Source organism: Streptomyces sp. NPDC041205 (assembly GCF_055591765.1).
In genome coordinates, this window is record NZ_JBVIZH010000009.1 from 287,820 (window position 1) to 305,999 (window position 18,180).

General features: G+C 69.3%; 14 protein-coding genes. 10 read left to right on the forward strand and 4 right to left on the reverse strand.

Going from position 1 to position 18,180, the window contains the following annotated elements; all coding sequences use genetic code 11:
- Positions 1-9: 9 nt before the first annotated feature.
- Positions 10-1,089 (reverse strand): helix-turn-helix domain-containing protein, encoded by a 1,080-nt coding sequence (locus ACZ6BG_RS32735; protein WP_469008054.1) that lies wholly within the window; start codon positions 1,087-1,089, stop codon positions 10-12.
- Between the two features lie 1,122 nt (positions 1,090-2,211).
- Positions 2,212-2,385, reverse strand: a complete 174-nt coding sequence (locus ACZ6BG_RS32740; RefSeq protein ID WP_469008057.1) for a hypothetical protein — start codon at positions 2,383-2,385, stop codon at positions 2,212-2,214.
- On the opposite strand from ACZ6BG_RS32740, the gene ACZ6BG_RS32745 reads away from it, so the two are divergent.
- The 5 genes from ACZ6BG_RS32745 (at position 2,384) to ACZ6BG_RS32765 (ending at position 8,947) form a co-directional block, all read left to right on the forward strand.
- Positions 2,384-3,364 (forward strand): protein phosphatase 2C domain-containing protein, encoded by a 981-nt coding sequence (locus ACZ6BG_RS32745; RefSeq protein WP_469008059.1) that lies wholly within the window; start codon positions 2,384-2,386, stop codon positions 3,362-3,364. The genes ACZ6BG_RS32740 and ACZ6BG_RS32745 overlap by 2 nt on opposite strands.
- A 54-nt stretch (positions 3,365-3,418) precedes the next feature.
- Positions 3,419-5,161, forward strand: a complete 1,743-nt coding sequence (locus ACZ6BG_RS32750; protein WP_469008061.1) for a pyruvate dehydrogenase — start codon at positions 3,419-3,421, stop codon at positions 5,159-5,161.
- A gap of 126 nt (positions 5,162-5,287) precedes the next feature.
- The gene (locus ACZ6BG_RS32755; protein WP_469008063.1) at positions 5,288-7,084 is read left to right on the forward strand and encodes a recombinase family protein; all 1,797 of its coding nucleotides are present in this window, start codon (positions 5,288-5,290) and stop codon (positions 7,082-7,084) included.
- Between the two features lie 787 nt (positions 7,085-7,871).
- A complete protein-coding gene (locus ACZ6BG_RS32760) occupies positions 7,872-8,222 on the forward strand; it encodes an HNH endonuclease (protein WP_469008065.1) in 351 nt (116 codons plus the stop codon).
- A 140-nt stretch (positions 8,223-8,362) separates the two neighbouring features.
- A complete protein-coding gene (locus ACZ6BG_RS32765; RefSeq protein WP_469008067.1) occupies positions 8,363-8,947 on the forward strand; it encodes a hypothetical protein in 585 nt (194 codons plus the stop codon).
- 185 nt (positions 8,948-9,132) lie between these two features.
- Here the strand turns inward: ACZ6BG_RS32765 and ACZ6BG_RS32770 are convergent, their stop codons facing one another.
- Complete coding sequence (locus ACZ6BG_RS32770) at positions 9,133-9,585, reverse strand: hypothetical protein (protein WP_469008069.1); 453 nt, start codon at positions 9,583-9,585, stop codon at positions 9,133-9,135.
- A 617-nt stretch (positions 9,586-10,202) separates the two neighbouring features.
- Between ACZ6BG_RS32770 and ACZ6BG_RS32775 the strand changes: the two genes are divergently transcribed.
- From ACZ6BG_RS32775 to ACZ6BG_RS32795, 5 genes are all read left to right on the forward strand, one after another.
- The gene (locus ACZ6BG_RS32775) at positions 10,203-11,138 is read left to right on the forward strand and encodes a major capsid protein (protein ID WP_469008071.1); all 936 of its coding nucleotides are present in this window, start codon (positions 10,203-10,205) and stop codon (positions 11,136-11,138) included.
- Between the two features lie 132 nt (positions 11,139-11,270).
- On the forward strand, positions 11,271-12,449 hold the full coding sequence (locus ACZ6BG_RS32780; RefSeq protein ID WP_469008073.1) for a helix-turn-helix domain-containing protein: 1,179 nt from the start codon (positions 11,271-11,273) through the stop codon (positions 12,447-12,449).
- Positions 12,450-12,717: 268 nt separating this feature from the next.
- Positions 12,718-12,966, forward strand: coding sequence for a hypothetical protein (locus ACZ6BG_RS32785; protein WP_469008074.1), 249 nt, complete (start codon positions 12,718-12,720; stop codon positions 12,964-12,966).
- A gap of 411 nt (positions 12,967-13,377) precedes the next feature.
- The gene (locus ACZ6BG_RS32790; RefSeq protein WP_469008077.1) at positions 13,378-14,286 is read left to right on the forward strand and encodes a radical SAM/SPASM domain-containing protein; all 909 of its coding nucleotides are present in this window, start codon (positions 13,378-13,380) and stop codon (positions 14,284-14,286) included.
- Between the two features lie 27 nt (positions 14,287-14,313).
- Positions 14,314-14,661, forward strand: a complete 348-nt coding sequence (locus tag ACZ6BG_RS32795) for a hypothetical protein (protein WP_469008079.1) — start codon at positions 14,314-14,316, stop codon at positions 14,659-14,661.
- Positions 14,662-14,949: 288 nt separating this feature from the next.
- Here ACZ6BG_RS32795 and ACZ6BG_RS32800 read toward each other — a convergent pair whose 3' ends face one another.
- Positions 14,950-18,012, reverse strand: a complete 3,063-nt coding sequence (locus ACZ6BG_RS32800; protein ID WP_469008080.1) for an alpha-mannosidase — start codon at positions 18,010-18,012, stop codon at positions 14,950-14,952.
- Positions 18,013-18,180: the final 168 nt, after the last annotated feature.

Here is an 18,180-nt window from a genome sequence, read left to right on the forward strand (position 1 = left end):
AGGTCGGGGTCAGTCCTGGGAGCGCGTGTCGGGGTCGGTCCCGAGGGCCGTGCCGATGCCCGTCGGGGCGGTCGGGGCCGGGAGCGCCGCGATGGGCCCGGCGGCCGCCTCGCGGGCCACCCAGCCGCGTTCGTACGCGTGCCAGCCGAGCTGGAGCCTGGTCGTCACGCCGGTCAGCTCCATCAGCCGCTTGACCCGGCGCTGCACGGTCCGCAGCCCCAGATCGAGCTGTTTGGCGACGCTGGCGTCGGTCATCCCCGCGAGGAGCAGCGAGAGGACCTCCAGGTCCGTGCCGTCCGGCCCGTCCGCGCCCGCCTCGCGCACCGCGTCGCCCTCGCCCAGGCGCAGCGGGAGAGCCGTCCGCCACACCGCCTCGAACAGGCCCGTCAGGGACTCCAGGAGGCCGCTCGCGTGCACCACGAGCGCGGCGGGCTCCGCCGTCCGCGACGTCAGCGGCACCATCGCGAGGGTGCCGTCGGCGACGACCAGCTTCGTCGGTACGCGGTCGGCGACCCGGATCCGCTCCTCGCGCCGCATGGCCGCCGCGACCTCCATCAGCCCCGTGGGCGCGGCAAGCACCTCGCGCTCGATGACCACGCGGTAGCGCACCCCCCGGTTCGCGGCCTGCTCCTCCGCGTCGTTCTCCACGCCCGTGACCGCCACCGGCCTGCCCGTCACCAGCGCGCACACCTCGCGGCTCGCGCCGAGCTGGAGCTGGAGGAAGCGCTGGGAGACGGCGGCCGCGCCGGTCACCACCTCGACCAGGTCGTGGACGGTGGGCTCGGCGGCCCGCGCCCGGTACTCCTCGGCGAGCAGCGTCGCCGCCAGCTCGGCCTTCTCCAGCTCGTGCCGGTGCTGGGTGAGCAGCGCGCCGAGGGCCACCCCGGGCGGCGCCGCCACCCAGCGGCCCGCCCGGCCCGAGGCCTGCGCGGCCAGACCGTGCCGCTCCAGGCGGCGCAGGGCCCGCTCGGTCTCCGGCTCGCCCAGCGCGAGTCGGCGCGCCAGGTCGGGCACGTCGGCGGCGCCCACCGACACCAGCGCGCGGTACGCCGCCTCGTGCGTCTCGTCCAGACCTATCGCAGCCAGCATGCGGCGACGTCCCTCCCCGATGCGTTCCGGGCAGGCCGGGCCTCCCGATCGTCCTGGCGCGTTCGCGTCGCCGTGGCGGAAAGCGGCCACGGCGTAAACCCGCCGCGAACATCATCCCCGCAGCACCCGCAGGTCTGCCAAGGTGTCCCCCTGCGCCGGGCGGTCCTCCCGTGGGGGGTGGGGCCGCCCGGCGCTTCGCGCGCCACCCGGGGCCACCCCCGCCCGCGCGGGCCGGAATTTCTTGATGCACCGTTTTCGTACGCCCTGTGCGGTGGACAATAGGGGCATGAGCCAGCAGGGGGAGAGGCACACCGGTCACGGGGCCCGTTCCGGTCAGGAGGACGACTGGTGGGGCCAGTTGTACGACGAGTCGAAGGACGACACGGGCCCGGCGAAGGCCGCCGACACTCTGGACGACCGCTTCGCTTCGGCGTCGGACACGGTGGCGGACGGGGACGCCGAGGGCGCTGAGGGCGGCGGGGCGGGCGCGGGGCCCGACGCGGACGGCCGTGACGCGCACGGTGCCGGACGTTCCGGACCGCCGGGAGTTCCGGGACAACGGGGCGAAGTGTCCGTGGACACGGCGTCGGCTCAGGGGCAGGACGCCGCATCGGTCCATGCGGAGAGCGACGCCGTCCCCGGGCGGCGCGACGCCGACCCGGCCGAGCGCGGGCCCGCCCCCGACCAACGCCAGGACCTCCCGGAGTGGTTGACCACATCGGCCCCTCGGCCACCCCGGCGCCCCACGCCCGAACCTCCGCAGCCGCCCCGGCCGCCGACGCCCGAGCCGCCCCGGCCCCCGGCTCCGGAACCGCCTCGCCACCCGGCCCCGGAGGCACCCCGTCACCCGGCCCCGGAGGCACCCCGCCACCAGGCGACGGAGACAACCCGGCCCGCGCCCCCCGAGCCCTTCCGCCGCCCGGCGACCACGGCCTCCTCCACCCCACCCACCCCACCCACCCCACCCGCGACACCCTCAGTCCCACCCGCCCCCCTCGGCACCCCCGAGCCCGCCGATCCTCCGTCACCCTCCGGGCGCACCGCACCTCCTGAGCACCCCGCCTCACCGCCCGCCCCACCCCCCTCCGCACCGCCCCCCGACCGCCCCCGCCACCCTCCCGCCTACCGCGCCCCCGCCCCCTGGGCGGCCACCGTCGCCTCCGCCGAGCCGGTCACGTTCCCCTCGGGGCGGCAGGCCGAGCCCGCGGGGGCCTCGACGGCCGCCGGGCGGCCGTCGAGCGAGGGGAGCCCGATGAGCGGGACCGGTGACGGCGACGGGGCGGCGCGGAGCGACATGGAGGTACCGGTCGGGGTGCCCGCGTACGTGGGGGACGGACCGCCGACGTACGAGGCGGAGCCGACGGGCCTGCCCGTGGCCGACCCGGACGCCCTGGGCGAGCTGGTCGCGGACACCGTGCTCGACGGGGCCCGCTACGGCTCGAGCACCCTGCGCGCCGCGTCCGTGCGCGGCGACTCGGCCCGGTTCCGGGGCGAGCCACGCCGCGACGCGCTGCTCACCGCCCGCTTCGGCACCGGCGAGGACGCCCTCGTCCTGGTCGCCATGGCCACCGGCGCCCGCGCCACCCCGGGCGCGCACCGGGCGGCGGCCGACGCCTGCGCCTGGATCGGCCGCGCCGTGGGCCGCAGCCACAGCCGCCTCGCCCAGGACATCCGCGCCGCGCGCCGCGGCGACCTCAAGTCGGGCCTGCACCGCCTCACCGACCGCAGCCTCGGCAAGCTCCGCGCCCGTGCCGCCGAACTCGGCCTGGAACCGGACGAGTACACGGCGACGCTGCGCTGTCTGCTGCTGCCCGCCGACCCCGAGTGCCGCACCCGCGTGTTCTTCGGCGTCGGCGCGGGCGGCCTGTTCCGGCTCCGCGGCGGCGAGTGGCAGGACATAGAGCCCCGCACGGCGGACACGGCGGGCGAGCCCGTCGTCGGCTTCGGCTCACCGCCCGCCGAGACCCCCGACGGCGACCGGCTCACCATGGACCTGGGGATCACCACACCCCCGAGCCCGTACGAGCCCGCGCCCGCCCCGCCGCGCGACCCGTTCCGGTTCCGGGCCTCCGTCGCCCGCCCGGGTGACACCCTCCTGCTGTGCAGCGGCGGCCTCGCCGAGCCGCTGCGCGGCGAACCGGAGCTGGCCCGCCATCTCACCCGCAGATGGGCCGAGGGCGGCCCGCCCGGCCTCGCCGCGTTCCTCGCCGACACCCAGGTGCGGGTGAAGGGATACGCGGACGATCGCACCGCTGCCGCCGTTTGGGAGGCGTGAGCGGCGCCGCTGTGAATTCATGGACCCAACGAGAGCGAAGGGGTGCATGAAGAGATGGCCAAGCAGAACGTCGCCGAACAGTTCGTCGACATCCTCGTACGCGCCGGAGTCAAACGCCTCTACGGAGTCGTCGGGGACAGCCTGAACCCCGTCGTGGACGCGATCCGCCGCACCAAGGCGATCGACTGGATCCAGGTCAGGCACGAGGAGACCGCCGCGTTCGCGGCCGGCGCGGAGGCCCAGATCACCGGCTCCCTCGCCGCCTGCGCGGGCTCCTGCGGCCCCGGCAACCTGCACCTCATCAACGGCCTCTACGACGCGCACCGCTCCATGGCCCCGGTCCTCGCCCTGGCCTCGCACATCCCGTCCTCCGAGATCGGCCTCGGCTACTTCCAGGAGACCCACCCGGACCAGCTGTTCCGCGAGTGCAGCCACTACAGCGAACTGATCTCCAGCCCGAAGCAGATGCCGCGCCTGGTGCAGACGGCCATCCAGCACGCCGTCGGCCGCTCCGGCGTCAGCGTGGTGTCGCTGCCCGGCGACGTCGCCTCCGAGCCCGCCCCGGAGAAGGCCGCCGAGACCGCCCTCGTGACGTCCCGGCCCTCCGTGCGGCCCGGCGACGCCGAGATCGACAAGCTCGCCGCGATGATCGACGAGGCCGACAAGGTCACCCTGTTCTGCGGCAGCGGCACGGCGGGCGCGCACGCCGAGGTGATGGCGTTCGCCGAGAAGATCAAGTCACCGGTGGGGCACGCCCTGCGCGGCAAGGAGTGGATCCAGTACGACAACCCGTACGACGTCGGCATGAGCGGACTGCTCGGCTACGGCGCCGCGTACGAGGCCACCCACGAGTGCGACCTCCTCATCCTGCTCGGCACCGACTTCCCGTACAACGCCTTCCTGCCCGACGACGTCAAGATCGCCCAGGTCGACGTGCGCCCCGAGAACCTCGGCCGCCGTTCGAAGCTGGACCTCGCCGTCTGGGGCGACGTGCGCGAGACCCTGCGCTGTCTCACCCCGCGCGTCTCGCCGAAGTCGAACCGCAAGTTCCTCGACAAGATGCTGAAGAAGCACGCGGACGCGCTCGAAGGCGTCGTCAAGGCGTACACGCGCAAGGTCGAGAAGCACATCCCGATCCACCCCGAGTACGTCGCCTCCGTCCTCGACGACCTCGCCGCCGACGACGCCGTCTTCACCGTCGACACCGGCATGTGCAACGTCTGGGCCGCCCGCTATCTCTCCCCGAACGGCAAGCGGCGCATCATCGGCTCCTTCAGCCACGGCTCGATGGCCAACGCGCTGCCGCAGGCCATCGGCGCCCAGTTCATCGACCGCAAACGGCAGGTCGTGTCGATGTCCGGCGACGGCGGCTTCTCCATGCTGATGGGGGACTTCCTGACCCTCGTCCAGTACGACCTGCCGGTGAAGGTCGTCCTCTTCAACAACTCGTCCCTGGGAATGGTGGAGTTGGAGATGCTGGTAGCGGGGCTGCCCTCGTACGGCACCACCAACCACAACCCCGACTTCGCCGCCGTGGCCCGGGCCGCCGGCGCCTATGGCGTCCGCGTGGAGAAGCCCAAGCAGCTCGCGGGCGCCCTCAAGGACGCCTTCGCCCACAAGGGCCCCGCCCTCGTCGACATCGTCACCGACCCCAACGCCCTGTCCATCCCGCCCAAGATCAGCTCGGAGATGGTCACCGGCTTCGCCCTCTCCGCCAGCAAGATCGTCCTCGACGGCGGGGTGGGACGCATGGTGCAGATGGCCCGCTCCAACCTGCGCAACGTGCCGCGGCCTTGACCCGCGTGGGGCGCCCCAGGCCCGCCCCTTCCCGGTGCTCCAGAGTGACACTTCTGGAGTGGTCGGGTCATGGCGGTATCTACGCAGGTCACAGCCGTAAAGAACTCTCTGTCCTCCACAGACGGTATGGAGGACTGGAACGAAAGCACAAGGCAGACCAGCACTGAGACGCTTCGCGGGGTCCGCTGCATCCGGCTGTCCGTCCGTACCGACGAGACGACGAGCCCGGAGCGGCAGCGCGAGGCAGACGACGCAGCGGCGGCAGCCCTCGGCATCACGTTCGGCGAGGGTGCCGCCCTGCGGGAAGCGGTCGATCTGGACGTGTCCGCGTCCCTGGTCGGCCCTTTCGACCGTCCGCAGCTCGGCGGATGGCTCAAGCGCTCCGAGGACTTTGACGCCCTGGTGTTCTGGCGCTTTGACCGTGCCATCCGGGACATGGGCGACATGCACGAGCTTGCCAAGTGGGCCCGTGAACACCGCAAGCTCATCGTGTTCGCCGAGGGCATCGGCGGGGGCCGTCTGACGTTCGACTTCCGCAACCCGATGGACCCTATGAGCGAACTCATGATGCTCATGCTGGCCTTTGCCGCTCAGGTCGAGTCGCAGAGCATCAAGGACCGCGTCACCGGGGCACAGGCAGCCATGCGGAAGATGCCGCTTCGCTGGCGGGGCGGCGGCAAGCCCGCATACGGCTACCTGCCCGCCGAGATGCCCGCCGAGCACGGCGGAGTGGGCTGGACCCTCGTACCCGACCCGGACGCGGTGACGATCATTGAGCGGATCATTGCCGAGCTGATGGACGGCAAGGGTGTGCTCACCATCGCGCGCGGGCTCAACGCGGACGGCGTGCTGTCCCCGTCCGCCCACTGGGCTGCCCACCAGGCCCGAGCGAAGAACAAGACCACCACAGCCGAGAGCAAGCCCGCCAAGCGCCCCGCGCAGTGGAACGCCCAGACCATTGCCCGCATGCTCACCAACCCCGCACTGATGGGGTGGAAGATGCACCGCGGCAAGCCCGTGCGCGACGATGCGGGCAACCCCGTCATGGCCACCACCTCCCCCATCTTCAGCCGCGAAGAGTTCGACCGGGTCGCCGCACTCCTCACCCCCAAGCCGATCGAACAGAAGGCGCCCGAGCGCACCGACTCCACGGCGCTGTTGCTGCGGGTCGTCCACTGCAACGGGTGTGGTGAGCGGATGTACCTGAACCGGTCCAGCGGTACCTACCGGTGCTCGTCGTACAAGTACGGGACGCACTGCCCCGCCCCGTGCACCGTGCGCGCCGTATGGGTCGACGACTACGTGACCGAACAGTTCCTGAAGGCTGCGGGACAGGTGCAGATCAACCGCGTCATCGAGATTCCGGGCTACGACCCGCAGCCCGAGATAGACGCGACAGCGGCAGAGTTCGCCGAGCACCAACAGGACAAGGGACGCCAGAAGTCCAAGGCCGCGAAAGCCGAGTGGCAGCGCCGCGCGGACGCCCTTGATACACGTCTGGCAGAGCTGGAATCCCGGAAGAAGCGCGAGCCCCGCCGAGAGGTGGTCCCCACCGGGCGCACGTACGCCGACGACTGGAACCAGGCAGACACCACGGAGCGCCGCGCCATGCTCATCGCCGCGGGAGCACGCCTGATGGTCAAGCCGGGCAGCAAGGGCGGATGGCGACGGCTCGACCTACGCCGCGTCGAGTTCACCATCACCGGAGAACTGGACCCCGCCGTTGCCGAGCTTGCGACCGTCACCGGGGACGCGGAAGCCGAAGCGCGCAACGACGCGCCCCCGGCTCCGGGCAGCGCGGTACGCCTCGCCGAGCCCGAGCCCGAGCCCGTACACACCCATGCAGAGCCCGCCACGAGCCCCGTGCGGGTGCGCCCCGAGCCCGAGCCTGCCGAGCCCGCGCGGGAACTGGTCGCCGCGTAGCGGCGCCGTAGGTCCGGGGGCTGTCCCGGTGGTCCCTGCCGACTGCCGGGGCTCTCGGCTGCCCCGGTACAGTCCCTGAGCGGCTAGGTATCCGGTTGTATGCGGTGCAGTACAGCTAGCCGCGAGAGCCCCGGTCGGTCCCCGTGACTGCCCGGGGCTTTCCGCTGCCCGCCCTCGGCTGCTCCGGGGCAGCTCGACAGCGGGAGGTGAAGGGTGGTGATGGAGTGACGGTTTACACCACTTTTTTGGAACGCATAGAAAAAATCCAAAGAAAGAGAGCCCGGTACCTCAAACGGCACTCCGCCACCGATCGGGGCCGGGAATCTGCCGTCCTCTACAACACAGTGAGGGAGCAAGCGATCCCGCGCACCCCCCGAGGGGCGCCCAGGAATTCGCCGTACTCCACAACACAGTGAGAGCGGGACTACCGCGCACCCACCCCATGGGGGACCTCGGCGGACCGAGTGCCCACTCTCACGCGTAGCGCTGTCCGTGCACCACGCACCCGCAAGGGTGGCCGCAGGGGTCGTGTGACAGCGTGCGGGGGCCGTACCGCCCATCAGTAACCCACTCGTCCGCGAGTGCGCCGAACGGGGTTGGAAGCCCGTACGGCCCCCACAACGTCCAGACCGGTCCGAGCCGGCTCGGACTTCCCATGCCCGCTGACCCAACGGCTAGAGGTGCGCGGTACCGGCCCCCTCGGGGAGACCCGGAAGCAACCCGCAGAGTTCCCCGGTTCGAGTCCGGGGGCGGGCACTCCACAACAACGACGACCAAGCGGTGACCCATGACCCCATGCATTGAGTGCCCCGACACAGCAACTCGCCGCGGACGCTGCGACGTTCACGACGCACAGCACCAGGCGCGTCCCTCGGTTCGTGCCAGACGCGCACGCGGTAGGCGCCGAGCGAGGCGCCATGATGCGGCGGCAAGGTTGCGCAAGCGGATACAGGAGCGCGGTCACGCCTGGTGTGACTGGTGCCTGAACGACTTCCCCGCGGATGCGGTGGACGTGGACCATGTGCGACCCATCGCGATGGGCGGGACGGACACGAGCGGCAACGTGCAAGTGCTGTGCCGGGGGTGCCACGCGCTGAAGACGAGCACGGAGTTTAGGATAGCTGACATGTTGCGATGAAACTGCGTCGAAAGGCCTCCATCAACCCCGCGCGAGGTCGTCCGAAAATCCGTGATCGAATCTGGTGATCGCGATCTTCGGCCGGAATGCTGCTGTCGAATACATAGACGTCACTCATTTTCAGTGGTAACAGTGACAGCATGACCGTTGTTGTGGACTTGATCATCCCTCTCGCCACGTTCTTCCTTGGCTTAGCCTACGGCCAATGGGACAGGTATCGAGAATCCCGACGACAAGTATTCAACCTGCGAACAATCCTGCTGCAGGAATTGAAGTACAACTACGAGCCGCTCAATGCAATGTGGGACCCGGATGAGCGCAACGCGCTGAAGACCGCTGGAGTCAATGCCTCAATACTGGCCGATTTTTGCCGCAACGCATCCACTGAGATATTTGATGCCTGCCTAGGTCAAGTCCCCTCTCTGGCGGAGGCGGAGGCCAATAAGCTCGTTTATGCTTACAATCAACTGAAAATGATGATCAGGGCGAGCGTCGAGCACCTGGAGCAGTTCTCAGAGGCGCAGGCAAGGACATTTTCCTCCGCAGACGCAGTGCGCATCACTGACTTTGTGGTAGGCGTTGATACTCTCTTGGAGAAGTTGGAGCAGGCTATTCTGGAACTTTCCGGCTCGGGGGACCTCGCAAAGATTCGATCTGGTCGAGGGGAGAAACTGGGGCGAGCTGAAGAATTGCGGAGGCTGCTTGAAAGCGAGTCTGACGACTAACAAGACCGCCCCCGTACGAACCTTGACCGGCCCCCACGGGGCAGAAGGGGTGTCGTGTAGGCGCGCACCCTTCCCTAGGTAGGTGCCCGGTTGGTCTCGGGGCTGAAAATGGCGGTAGTGGCGGTTCGAGTCCGTCAACTGTTGAATCTTGAGGATTCCTTGAGAAAGACTTTCACGGCTAGGTTTCACTCGATCTTCAGCTCGGACTTCGACAGAGCCCGGAATCTATCAGCGAGATCATTCATCTTGGCTAGATCGTCGGTATCAGCGGCTTCTCGCCACTCATGGATGAACTCTCGCGCCTCATCGCTGCCAAATGTAAAGAGTCCGATCAGCGCATCGGTGCTCATCTCGATGCGTCTGTCTGCGGTCCAGAACTGCTCCAGCTCGTCGAGCTTAGAGGTCTGAGTCGTCCGCTTGTACTCCAAGCGTTGCATCTCTAGATGAGCTGCCCGCATGACCGCGAAGTAGGCATCTCTTCGTTCCTTGAGGAGGTGCGCACGCTGTTCTGCTTGCTGCGCTTGCGCGACCATGCGCTCCGTATGTGATCTACCTTGCGAACCAGTCAGCCATGTGAAGACCACACCTGTGATTCCTGATGCGCCGGTAATGAGGGGTGCCAACCATTCCCAACTCATGCAGCCATGGTGCCATCCGGTGGCCTTCTCGAAACCGCCTGGCTCGTCCTATGCCGTCTTCCTGGAGGTGATCCCCCATTCCCCGACGACCCCGTACCCCCTGCACGGTCCCCGGGTGCCCCGAGCTGATGAGCGGGGGGCGCTGCCCGACGCACGAGCGTGAGGCACAGCGACAGCGAGGCACGACGGCTGAGCGGGGCTATGACACGCGGTGGCAGCGCATCCGGTGCCGCTACTTGTACGCGCATCCGTGGTGCGTGCTGTGCTTGCGCATCGCAACGGTGGCTGATCACTTCCCTGAGTCGCGCCGTTCGCTGGCGGCTCGGGGCGTCAGTGACCCGGACGCGTTCTCTCGTCTGCGTCCGCTGTGCACGTCGTGCCACAACCGCGAGACCGCGAGGCATCAACCGGGTGGTTGGGCTGCTGAGCGTGTCCGTCCTCGCCGGTTCTGAGTCGGCGACCAGGGGGGGTACTCCCTCGCCGCGCCGAGATTGATCGGCAGGGAGGCGATTCTTTCGCATGGCTCATTTGAGCGTTCTTGTGGGCCGTGCGCGCCGCACGTTCGACCGGCGCTCACTTGATATGTCGAATCCAGCTAACCATCGAGGAGAATTCTCATGACTTTGACCCTGGCTGAGTCCGCAAAGCTCTCACAGGATGATCTGCGGCGCGGAGTGATCGAGACGTTCGTTCAGGAGTCTCCTATCCTGGACCGACTTCCGCTCATCAACGTGGAGGGCAACGCCTATCGGTACAACGAGGAATCGAAGCTGCCTGGAGTTTCCTTCCGGGCAGTGAACGAGGCGTACCCGGAGAGCACCGGTGCCGTGAACCAGCGAATCGAGACGCTGGCCATCCTCGGCGGTGACGCGGACGTGGACAAGTTCATCGCGCAGACCCGGGGAAACATCAACGATCAGCGGGTCATTCAGACCACGATGAAGGTCAAGGCTGCCTCCATCCACTTCGCGGACCAGTTCTTCAACGGCGACACCGAGGTGAACCCCAACGGGTTCGACGGCTTGCGCAAGCGGCTGCTCGGCTCACAGGTGCTGGACGCAAAGGGCCTTGGCCCCGTCGCCAACGGCTACGACTTCTTTGATGCCTTGGACGCGCTGACCGCGCAGGTGCGCGGCATCAACGGCGCTAACGGTGCGCTCTATATGAACGCCGAGATCCGCGCGAAGATCGTGTCCGGGTTCCGTCGGCTCGGCGGCGGGGAACTCCTTCCCGCCGAGATCGCAGGGAAGCGCACGGTTGCGTGGAACGGCATCCCGCTGCTGGACGCAGGGCAGAAGCTTGACGGCACCGACGTCCTGCCGCTGACCACTGGCACGGGCGGCAAGCAGACCGGCGACATCTACGCCGTGCGCTTCGGTTCCTCTAAAGCCGATGCCGTTGTCTCCGGACTGACCAACGGCGGCATCCAGGTCACCGACCTCGGCGAGTCCCACGACAAGCCCGTCTACCGCACCCGCATCGACTTCTACTGCGGACTCGCCCTGTTCGGCGGCAAGGCAGCCGCACGCCTCACGAACGTCCTGAACGGCTGAGGCTTCACAGAGCCCCCGCGCTCGTCATCCTTCGGGGCGGCGAGGGCGGGGGCCTTTCATGTTTCCGAGGCTGCCCGCCGGACGCAAGTGATCCCCTGCCTGCCGTAACACCTCCGGCGTACGCTGCGAACCATGAGCACTGTCGGGGATCGTTTGAGGGAACTCCGCAAGCGTGCAGACCTCACGCAGCGCGAGCTGGCCGAAGAGGCCCGGGTGTCATTCCGGACTGTCGAGAACCTAGAGCAAGGCAGGGGCGGCACGCCTCGCTTAGAGACGCTCCGAAAGCTAGCCGTCCCCCTGCGTACGACCACCAGTTACCTACGGGGCGACCCGACAGAGGCCGGTGACCTGGACGCTGACACGGTGGACCGCTGGGCGGGCGTACGGGCCACGCTCCTTGGCCCGCCGCCGGTATTGGGCCCGGATGATGCACCGCCGACCGTGGCGGGTGTTCGGGCCCTCGTGCAGGACATGACGCCCCTGTTCTCAGGGGACCAGTTCGCGGAGCTGTCCACGGTGCTCCCGCCGTTGCTTCGCGAGGCTGAACTACTCGGCGCAGAGGGGCGGCGCGTCCGCGTACGACTCTTGCAGCTCGCCGGGTGGCTCATGGTCCAGACCCGCCAGTTCGAGGCCGCAGAGGTGGCGTTGTCGCGCGCTTTGGACGGCTCCGCCGACAGGCTGGAGGGTGCCGCGACGGTCACCACGCAGTGCTGGCTGCTCCTCCGTCAGGGACGGCTGTCAGCGGCTCGTGAGCTGGCTGTCCGATGGGCTGACGACCTTGAGCCCCGCATGTCCAGAGCGACGCCGGACGAACTGAGTGCATGGGGTTGGGCGCTACTGCGGCTGTCCGCCGCCAGCGTTCGGGACGCGCGGCCCGGAGACGCTACCGATGCGCTCCGCTTGGCTCATGCCGCCGCAGTGGCCCTGGGACAGGAGCACGCGCCGGGTGGGGACTTTCTGCGTGCCTTCGGGCCGGCCACCGTAGCGATGAAGCGGGCGGAGAATGCTTCGGTCACGCAACGCCCGGACGAGGTGTTGAGGCTGTCCGCCCTCGTCCCCGTTGGTGGTCGCCGCCCCACGTCGAACAACTGGAACCGTCACCTACTTGACGTGGCGAATGCCGAAGTGGAGCTACGGAACTACGGGCGTGCCGTAGAGAAGCTGGTCGAGATCAGGAACAACTCCCCTGAGTGGCTGCCGAACCAGCGGTTCGCGCGGGACATCCTCGGCAAAGTGGTACGTCGGCGTAGGCGGTTGACCCCTGAGATGCGGGACCTGGCCGACGTGGTACGCCTACCTGCGGATATGTGACTTTCGCTCAGGCGACTCCCAAACTCCCAATTGTTTGAAGCTCATTGCCGTCCGATGGTCGTGACACACACGACGCGAGGGGACGGCGAGAAGCCATGGCTGACGAATGGGCCCCCACCACGGGAACGTACGCGGTGGACACGGCAGAGGGCCGCATCGGAGAAGTTCGCAGACTGAGCGCGGGGCACGTGTACCTAGTCCCTCCGGGCGGCGGGATCGAATGGGCTGCACCGCCTGGCCGACTGCGCAAGCCGACCGATGACGAGACATGGAAGGCGCGTATCTGGACGCGCCCGGTTGGGTCGCTGCCGTGACGGCTCCTTGGGTTCCAGCGCCGGGCGACCTGGTCAAGGACGCACGCGGCAGGGTCGGGGAAGCGCTCGCGTGGGACGGTGCGGCGGACACGGTCACGCTGGCTTCGCTGCTGGATGGGGAACTGTGGGAGACGGACACGTTCGGCCCCGCCAGCGACCTTGACGAACTGCGTGTCCTGGTCTTGAGGGCGGCGCAGCGATGACGGCGGTGGCACGGCGTACCCACAGGCGCGCTGCGCGCCCCGTACCGGTTCCGGAGTTGAGCGACCTCGCAGACGACCCCAGCGGCCCGTACGCAGACTCTCCGCCCGGCTGGTGGACCGAGTATGGGGGCGCTCTAGATCAACGCTCCGGCGTCGTCCACGTCCCGCAGGACCGCGCCCGCGAACTCCCATCCTGCCGTTTCCCCTGCCGACACTGCCGCGCGGCAGGACGCCTGCGTACCCCCTGATCCAGCACCAGGCGCCCCTAAGGCTCCCTCTCTGGACGACTGCCTAGACCCCGCTCTGTCCGGGGAGGGCAAGCGCCTGTCCGGCCGCACGCCCTCATTCCCGTGAAGCGGAGTCGGCCGGGCGGGTCGCTCAATCCTCACCCCAGCAGCAAGGAGTGTTCCGATGAGCGCTGCCCAAAACCGTCTGAAATTCGCGTGGTTGGAGGTCACGGGACTCTGCAATGAGTTTTGCGATCACTGCTACGCCGACTCGTCCCCCAAGGGGACACACGGCACGATGACCTCTCAACACTGGACGAGCGCTATCGACCAGTTGGCCGCCATGGGTGCGGAGGACGTCCAGTTCATCGGTGGCGAGCCGACTCTGTACCCGCACCTGGGAGAGCTGATCACGCACGCCCACGGAGTAGGTCTTTCCGTCGAAGTCTTCTCCAACTTGACCCACGTCCGGGGCCACCTGTGGGAGACGTTCAAGGCGTGCGGGGTCAAGCTCGCCACGTCGTACTACTCGGACACGGCCAGCGAGCACGATCAGGTGACCCGGCTCCGGGGCTCGCACAAGCGGACCCGCGCGAACGTGGCCAAGGCGCTCAGCCTCGGTATCCCGCTGCGGGGCGGAGTCGTCGCCGTGAACCAAGGCCAACGCGTCCACGAGGCAGCGCGGGACTTGGCGGCGCTGGGGGTGGAAACGGTCGGCGGTGACCGTACGCGGGCGTTCGGACGGGCCAGCAAAGGAGCCGTGCCGACGATCGCTGACCTCTGTGGGCACTGCGCCTACGAGAAGTGCGCCATCGGTCCGACCGGGGACGTGTGGCCGTGCGTACTGGGTCGGTTCCTGCTCCTGGGCAACGTGCTGCAAACACCGCTGGCCGACGTCTGGAGCGGTGTGCGGATGACAACGGTGACAGCGGAGATCGCTGCCGTGCACGGGGACGGCGCCCAGTCGTGCACGCCGCCTCAGTTCCTCCCCATGTGCGGGCCCTGCGGCCCGTGTGTCCCCTCTGTGGGGCACTGCGATCCAAGAGAGGCCGACGCCGGGACGGCGACGGCTACGATCGGCGCACCCGTTTGACCCTCCGAGAACCGCAGGAGTGCACGGATGGACGACCACGGAGACAACTTCGGCGGGTGGGGAGTGGAGACTTCCCACGCTGCCGTGCAGCGGAGCGAGGAGGAGTGGGCTGCAATCGCCAGGTACGTCCGGCACGCCGCGAACAAGGTCGGCCCTGATCTTCCGCTGTGCCTCCCTGGCGAGCCGCAGGAGTGCGGGCGGACCGCTCAGCAACACGTGTTGGCGTGGGCAGCACATCTGAAAGCCGTGGCCCATCACCTCATTGAGCAGTCCGCGCCGAGCGAGGCACGAGCCGCGCATGTGGCCGGGCCCCTGTATCAGCAGCGGCTCGCTCAGCTTCGCGCCTTGGATAGCTCCGAACACATTCAGCAGTGACCGGCATGACCCCTGCCCGTGCGCTACCTGAGAGGCGTACGGGCAGGGATTTTGCATGCTTTGACCAGCCGATACCCTCAGAACTCCTACTAGCGAGCATCGGGGCTTCCCGAAACCGGGGCTCCGCCCCGGACCCCGTATCGGCGCTTCGCGCCTCGTCCTCAATCGCCGGACGGGCTAGATCATGTGCTGCTGTATTTCAGCCCCTCCGGCGTTTGAGGAGCGGGGGTCTGGGGGCGGAGCCCCCAGTTTCGGGAAAGGGGTGGGACTGGGGCGCCCCCGCGAGGGCTACGCCGGGGTGAGGCGGAGGGTCAGGATCTGGAAGGGGCGGAGGGTGAGGGAGAGGCCCGCGCCGGAGGTGGGGGCGGGGTGGAGGGGGCGCTCCAGGAGGTCCGTGACGTCGGCCTGGGTGACGGGGAACGACGTCGTCAGGACGGCCCGGGCCCGCCCGCCCCGGGACTCGTACAGCCGCACCACCACATCCCCACTGCGATCCTCGGCCAGCTTGACCGACTCGACGGTCACCCCGGGATGGTCGACCCGCACGAGGGGCGCCACCGCCGGCGCGGCCGCGACCCGGAGCGGCAGATTCAGGGCGAGCCCCTCGGCGACGGCGTCCCCCGTCTCGGCCCCGGGCAGCAACGCGTAGCTGAAGTGATGGGTGCCGACATCGGTGTCGGGGTCGGGACTGTGCGGCGCGCGCAGCAGCGTGAGCCGGACGGTGGTACCGAGCCCCTCGGCGTGCGGGGCACGGGTCACATCGTGCCCGTAGGTGGAGTCGTTGAGCACCGCGACCCCGTACCCGTCCTCGGCCACCCGCAGCCACCGATGCGCGCAGATCTCGAAACGCGCCGCGTCCCAGGAGGTGTTGGCGTGCGTGGGCCGCTGCACATGCCCGAACTGGATCTCCGCGGCGGACCGTTCGGCCTGCACGTCCAGCGGGAAGGCGGCCTTGAGCACCTTCTCCGACTCACGCCACTCGACTTCGGTGACGACGTCGAGGCGGCGGCTGCCCGCGGCGAGCCGCAGCTCCTGCGTGATCCGCGACCCGGCGCCGAAGACCCGTACGACCCGCACGGAAGCCCGCAGCGGCCCGTCCTCGACCAGCTCCACGGACTCGGCCCGGGTGAGGTCGGTGTGCCGGTGGCGGTAGTGCTTGTCGAGGTCCCACGCGTCGTAGTGGGTGGGGTGGTCGGGGTGCAACTGGAGGAGGTTGCCGCGGCTGCCGGGGGCGAGGACCTCGCGGTCGGCGGCCCGGTCGAGGACGGAGGCCAGCAGGCCGTCGGAGTCGATGGTGACCCGCAGGTGCTCGTTGGACAGCACGATCTCCTGACCGGTGCGGGTCGCCGACGTCACCGCCCCCGCCTCCCGCTCCTGCCCCGTCGCCTCCGCGAGCCCGCGCACGCCGAGCCCGCCGACGTTCACATGCACGAGCCGCCCCTCGTGCTCGACCACCTCGCTGCGTTCGTACGGCGACGAGTTGAGCACCGAGGCCTCGCCGCCACCGAGGTGGCGTACCGCCTCGGCGGTGAGCGAGTCCAGCTCGGCGAGGACACGGGCGTAGGTGTCGCGGGCCTCGCGGTGCACCCAGGCGATGGAGGAGCCGGGCAGGATGTCGTGGAACTGGTGCAGCAGGACCGTCTTCCACAGTCGGTCCAGGTCGTCGTACGGATAGGCGTACGCCGCGTCCTTCACGGCGGCCGCCGCACACCACAACTCCGCTTCCCGCAAGGCGTGTTCGGTGCGCCGGTTGCCGCGCTTGGTGGCCGCCTGCGAGGTGTACGTCGCCCGGTGCAGCTCCAGATACAGCTCCCCGGACCACACCGGTGCCCGCTCGCCGTACTCCTCCTCGGCCGCCGCGAAGAACGCCGAAGGACGCTCGACCTCGACGCGCGGCGAGCCCTCCAGGGAGCGCAGGCGGCGCGCCCGCTCCAGCATCTCGCGGGTCGGACCGCCGCCGCCGTCGCCCCAGCCGAATGGCACCAGGGAGCGGGTCGCACGGCCCTTGTCGGCGAAGTTCCGCTCGGCGTGGGCGAGTTCGGTGCCGTGCAGCTGGGAGTTGTAGGTGTCCACCGGCGGGAAGTGCGTGAAGACCCGCGTCCCGTCGATGCCCTCCCACCAGAAGGTGTGGTGCGGCATCTTGTTGGACTGGTTCCAGCTCAACTTCTGGGTGAGGAACCACCGTACGCCCGCGAGCTTCGCCAACTGCGGGAAAGCAGCCGTGTATCCGAAGGAGTCCGGCAGCCAGATCTCCTCCGTCTCGACCCCGAACTCCTCCTGGAAGAACCGCTTCCCGTGCACGATCTGCCGCGCCAGCGCCTCACCGCCCGGCATATTGGCGTCCGACTCCACCCACATCGACCCCACCGGGGCCCAATTGCCGTCCGTGACGGCCTTCTTGATGCGCTCCCAGATGTGCGGCTGGTGCTCCTTCACCCATGCGTACTGCTGCGCCTGCGAGCAGGCGAACACCAGCTCTGGATAGTCACGCGCGAGCGCCGTCACGTTGGCGAACGTACGGGACGCCTTGCGCACCGTCTCGCGCAGCGGCCACAGCCACGCCGAGTCGATATGCGCGTGCCCGGCAGCCGATACACGGTGGGCGCTCGCGGCGGCGGGCCGGGACAGCACGTCGGCCAGCGCCGCCCGGCCCGCGGCGGCGGTCCCCGCCACGTCGTGCAGATCGAGCGCGTCCAGCATGTCCTCGATGGCCCGCAGGATCTCGTGCCGCCGCGGCCTGGCCGGGTCAAGCTCCCGCATCAGCTCGTCGAGGACCTCGACGTCCAGGATCAGCTGCCAGACGTCCTCGTCCAGTACGGCGAGGTCGGCAGCCGCGAATCGGTAGATGGGCCGATCGCCCGCGGTCAGGATGTCGCCGAGCGGGGTCGGTACGAAGTCGTGCAGCACCGTCGGGTTGGCGGCCGCCTCCAGGAGCAGCCGCACCGGCTCGCCGCCCCGCGCGCGGGATGCCACCGGCACATGACGGTTGCGCGGGTGAATGCCCTTCAGCGGCACCCCCGAGGCGTCGTACACCAGACCCTCCGCCTGGAAGCCGGGGCCCTCCCCGGTGAACCCGGGGTCGATCACCGCCTCCACGTGCCGCCCCTCCCACTCCCGCGGCACCTCGCCCTCGAGCCGGAACCAGCTCGTCGACCAGGGCTTTCCCCAGTCGGATCCGGCCTCGAACGGCTCATACGTCTCTGCGAGGGCCTCGCCCACGGGCACCGGCTCGCCCGGCGCGTGCCACACGGACAGGGCGAGGGGCACTCGTGCCGCGTACTGGGCGGGCCTGATGAACTGCCGCAGCGCGCGTTCCAGGCGCTCCTCCACCAGCGGTCGGTCGTCGTGCACAGCGGCTCCTTCGCGTGGTCGCTCACGGGGGTCGACCGGGGGACGGTCGGGGCGTACTCGGCTTCACTTCCCCCCAACCCTTCGGCGCATCCGTCTCTTTGATTGACGAATGGACATGAGTGCGGCCTTGCGGGACGGGAAAGCATCTCGTGAGCGTGTTCGAGTCGG

Excerpts from the sequence above, each read along its gene's own strand:
- ACZ6BG_RS32735 (WP_469008054.1), bottom strand. The coding sequence starts at position 1,089 with ATGCTGGCTGCGATAGGTCTGGACGAGACGCACGAGGCGGCGTACCGC.
- ACZ6BG_RS32745 (WP_469008059.1), top strand. The coding sequence starts at position 2,384 with ATGGAGGTACCGGTCGGGGTGCCCGCGTACGTGGGGGACGGACCGCCG.
- ACZ6BG_RS32740 (WP_469008057.1), bottom strand. The coding sequence starts at position 2,385 with ATGTCGCTCCGCGCCGCCCCGTCGCCGTCACCGGTCCCGCTCATCGGG.
- ACZ6BG_RS32750 (WP_469008061.1), top strand. The coding sequence starts at position 3,419 with ATGGCCAAGCAGAACGTCGCCGAACAGTTCGTCGACATCCTCGTACGC.
- ACZ6BG_RS32755 (WP_469008063.1), top strand. The coding sequence starts at position 5,288 with ATGGAGGACTGGAACGAAAGCACAAGGCAGACCAGCACTGAGACGCTT.
- ACZ6BG_RS32760 (WP_469008065.1), top strand. The coding sequence starts at position 7,872 with ATGACCCCATGCATTGAGTGCCCCGACACAGCAACTCGCCGCGGACGC.
- ACZ6BG_RS32765 (WP_469008067.1), top strand. The coding sequence starts at position 8,363 with ATGACCGTTGTTGTGGACTTGATCATCCCTCTCGCCACGTTCTTCCTT.
- ACZ6BG_RS32770 (WP_469008069.1), bottom strand. The coding sequence starts at position 9,585 with ATGAGTTGGGAATGGTTGGCACCCCTCATTACCGGCGCATCAGGAATC.
- ACZ6BG_RS32775 (WP_469008071.1), top strand. The coding sequence starts at position 10,203 with ATGACTTTGACCCTGGCTGAGTCCGCAAAGCTCTCACAGGATGATCTG.
- ACZ6BG_RS32780 (WP_469008073.1), top strand. The coding sequence starts at position 11,271 with ATGAGCACTGTCGGGGATCGTTTGAGGGAACTCCGCAAGCGTGCAGAC.
- ACZ6BG_RS32785 (WP_469008074.1), top strand. The coding sequence starts at position 12,718 with ATGGAAGGCGCGTATCTGGACGCGCCCGGTTGGGTCGCTGCCGTGACG.
- ACZ6BG_RS32790 (WP_469008077.1), top strand. The coding sequence starts at position 13,378 with ATGAGCGCTGCCCAAAACCGTCTGAAATTCGCGTGGTTGGAGGTCACG.
- ACZ6BG_RS32795 (WP_469008079.1), top strand. The coding sequence starts at position 14,314 with ATGGACGACCACGGAGACAACTTCGGCGGGTGGGGAGTGGAGACTTCC.